Source organism: Streptomyces sp. NPDC039609 (assembly GCF_055596705.1).
Genome location: NZ_JBVIUJ010000035.1, coordinates 1 through 3,679, shown reverse-complemented (window position 1 = coordinate 3,679; position 3,679 = coordinate 1). Strand labels below are relative to the sequence as shown.

1 protein-coding gene and 1 pseudogene are annotated in these 3,679 nt (G+C 67.7%); both read right to left on the bottom strand.

Going from position 1 to position 3,679, the window contains the following annotated elements; all coding sequences use genetic code 11:
* Positions 1 to 1,970: LamG-like jellyroll fold domain-containing protein (locus tag ACZ561_RS40035; protein WP_471005081.1), on the bottom strand; the 1,970-nt coding region annotated here is incomplete at its 3' end.
* Positions 1,868 to 3,679: pseudogene (locus ACZ561_RS40030) on the bottom strand (LamG-like jellyroll fold domain-containing protein); the annotation flags it as partial. The pseudogene ACZ561_RS40030 and the gene ACZ561_RS40035, both read right to left, overlap by 103 nt.

The window sequence follows — 3,679 nt, the reverse complement described above, 5'->3', positions numbered from 1 at the left end:
TAGTCGTAGGTCATCGCGGTGCCGGTGGCCCCGTCGCTGACCGTCTTCAGCCGGCCGGCCGTGTCGTACCCGTAGGTCGACGTGCCCGACGCGTCCGTCCGCGTGGTCATCGCGCCGTCGCCGTTCCAGGCGAAGGACGAGGCACCCGAAGGACCGGACGTGGACAGCAGCAGACCGCGGTCGTCGTAGGAGAAGGTGTTCTTCTCCTCACCGGCGCCCGCGACGGCCGTGACCCGGTCGTCCGCGTCGTAGTCATAGGTGTGGTCGACCGTGGTGGCCTCCGCACCCGTACCCGTCTGACGGATCAGACGGCTCTTCACGTCGTACTCGAAGGAGACGGACACCCCACCGGGCGAACGCATTTCCTTCGTCCGACCGCCCCCGTCGTACACCGTCGTGAACGTGCGGTCCTCGACGTTAGGGTGCGTCGGCGTCGACGGCTCGATCTGCGACTCCGGCAGCCCCCACGCGTTGTACGTCGTCAGGAACGGGTTGCCCCGCCCGTCGGTGAAACGCGTCCGGTTGCCCGCCGCGTCGTAGCCGTACGTCGTCGTGATCGACTCGGTCGCGGAGACCGGCTCGACCATCTTCGTGACCATGCCGGTGGCATCGACCGTGAAGGTCTTGGTGTGCCCCCTGGCGTCAGTCATCGACAGTGGATTGCCGCCACGGTCGTAGGTGTAGCTGCTGGTGCGCAGCACCGCGCCCGTCGCGTCGAGATCCTGGATCGACGTCAGCTGTCCGAACCCGTCGTACGTGTTCTTCGTGCTGGTGCCGTCCGCGTCCTTGGACGTGAGGATCTGGCCGTCCATGTCGTACGTGAACGTCGACGCGTTGCCGGCGCCGTCCGTCGCCTCGATGACCTCGCCCACGGAGTTGTACTTGTACGACTCCGTGACGCCGGTCGGCGACACGCTTCGGGACAGCTCGCCGCCCGGAGCGTTGTACTCGTTGATCGCCGTGTACGCGCGCTGCGTCGGCTGACGCACGATGTCCGTGCTCGTCAGCGGACGCCCCAGGTAGTCCCAGGTGGTCTCCTGTCGGGCGCCGTTCGGCCGGGTGGCCGACAGCTGGTCGCCGTTGGTGGAGTAGGTGTACGTCGTCGTGCCGCCGCCGGGCTCCGTGACCGAGGCCAGGTCGCCGAGCTGCGAGTACGTGTAGGTGGTGCGGCCGCCCAGCGGGTCGACCTCCGCCGTGACCTGGCCGAGCCTGTTGTACTCGTTCCAGGTCGTGGCCTGGATCGGCGTCGACGAGCCCGGTGCCGTGTAGTTCGGCGACGAGTTCGAAGACTCCTGGCCCTCGGCGTCGTACGCCGTCACCGTCACATTGCCCAGCGGGTCGGACGACTCGGTCGCCTCGCCGAAGGTGTTGTAGCCCGTCATCGACACGGGACGGATCGAGACCGGGGTCCCGCCGTTCTGCTCCGCGTTGACCGCCGGCTCCGTGACGGACGTCTGCTGGCCCGCCTCGTCGTAGCCGTAGTCGGTGACATTGCCGTTGGCATCCGTCATCGACAGCGGCAGACCGCGCTGGTCCAGCTTCCACGAGGTGGAACGGACCGAGCTGCCCGCGGCCGGGAGCGTACCGCCCTTGACCGCGGTGACCTGCGCCGGGGTCAGCGCCTCGCTGTAGACCTGGACGTCGTCGATACCACCCTTGAAGTAACCGCTGTGGCCTGTGCCCGCCTTGTGGCGGCCGATCTGTATCGGACCGGTCGCCTCCCAGTTGCCGGTGACGGCGACTTCCTGGGCGAGCGTGCCGTTGACGTACAGGCGCAGCTTTCCAGCCTGGGCGTCGTACATACCTACCAGGTGGGTCCAGACTCCGGCGACCGCCGCCGACGGAGCGGAGACCGCCCGGTCGTAAGTCAGCGGAGTGGCGTCCGCCCGTGGACGGATGAAGGTCCAGCCGGTACCGACGGCGTAGTACAGCACGAAACCGTACGTGCTGCCGGAGTCCTGGGACAGCACAGCCCGACCGTGGTGAGGTCGTCCAGCTTGGCCCAGGCCGACACGGTGAAACTGCCGCCGGTATTGACCGCGGGCTCCGCCGTCGAGCCGTAGCTGCTCGTCGTGCCGTTGAAGACGGCCGACCCACCTCGCTCGGTGGAGCGGGTGACGTCACTGGTCAACGTGCCGGTGTTGGTGCCTCCCGAGGAGTCGCCGGCCGTCGTGCCACTGGACTCATCGAACTTCCAGCGGCCCACCGGTGCCGTGGTGCCGTCGTGGACGGTGTTGCCCGTGACGTTGCCCAGGTTGTCGTACCGCGTGTCCGCGGTGGAGGTGTCACCCGTGCTCGGGTCCGTCTCCGTCTCGGACACCACGTTGTCGTCCGGGTCGTAGGACACCTTCGACGTCCGCGCGAGCCCGTTCGGGTCCAGGACCGAGCTGGTCGTACGGTCGGCCGCGTCCACCGTGAACGTGGTGCGCGTCTGACCGTCGTTGGTGACCTGCTCGATCAGGTTCCCGGCCGCGTCGTAGGTGTTCGCCTGCTCCGTGAACTGCTTGCCGGACTGCGGGTCCTTACGGACCACGGTCGCCGCCAGGCCGTCATCGGTGTAGGTATACGCCGTGACCCAGCCCATCGCGTCGGTGATCGACGCGAGACGGCCGGCGGGGTCGTACGCCCGCGACTCCTGAACCAGGGTCGTCGGCGCCGACGGGTTGTTCGGGTCGCCGGTGTAGTTCAGCAAGCTCGTGACGAGCGGACGGTTCTCGGCGTCGAAGGTGTAGGTGTTGACGTTCCCCGCGGGGTCGGTCTCCTTGACCTTGTTGCCGTACGCGTCGTACTCGAACGACGTGGTGTCGCCGCCCGGGTCCGTCCTAGTCGCCAGCTGGTTGTGCGCGTCGTACGTCATCGACGTCGTCCGCGCCGCGTCACCACCGGTCAGGTCGGCGACACTCTGCGACAGGATGTTCCCGTCCGCGTCGAACCCGGTCGTCGTCCGCGCCTGATGCACCGCACCGGTCACCCGGTTGGTCACCTTCGGATCGGTCTCCGTGACGACCTGGTCGTTCTTGTCGTACGTCTGCGACGTCGTGATCCCGGCCGGGTTGGCGTCGTTCACCTCCGTCTTCGACAGCTGCCGGCCGAGGTTGTCGTACGTGTACGTCACCTTCGCGCCATTGGCGTCGGTGATCTGCGCGAGATCACCATTGGCGTAGTACGTATACGACGTCCTCTTGCCACCCGGCGTGACCACCTGCGCGACCAGACCGGCCGGCGCCTTTGCGGTGCCGCCCTCCATCGCCACCGTGTCGACGGTGGTGTAGGTCGTGGACGCGGTCCGGCCACTCGGGTGCCCGGCCACCGGCGGCGTCGTCACCGAAAGCAGATTGCCGGCCGTGTCATAGCTGTAGCTGGTGAGGTACGTGTTGTCCGTCGGGCCAGAGGAACGGCCGTCGCGCTCGGTGAGCACCAGGTCGTTACGCAGGTCCATCGGCGGGAACGCCGTGGTCGCGTCCGGGAAGTACGTCATGTACTCCGTGGAACACTTGTTGGCCTTCGTGTCCTGGCACGTGGTCTGGGAGACCGCGTTGCCACGGACGTCGTGGCCGGTGATGGAGCGGTTGCCGTTGGCGTCGGTCACGGTGTGCAGGAAGCCACCCGTGTCATAGCCGTACGTCGTCCGCTTGCCCTCCGAGTCGACCGCGGCCAGCAGACGGTTGCCCATCTCCGC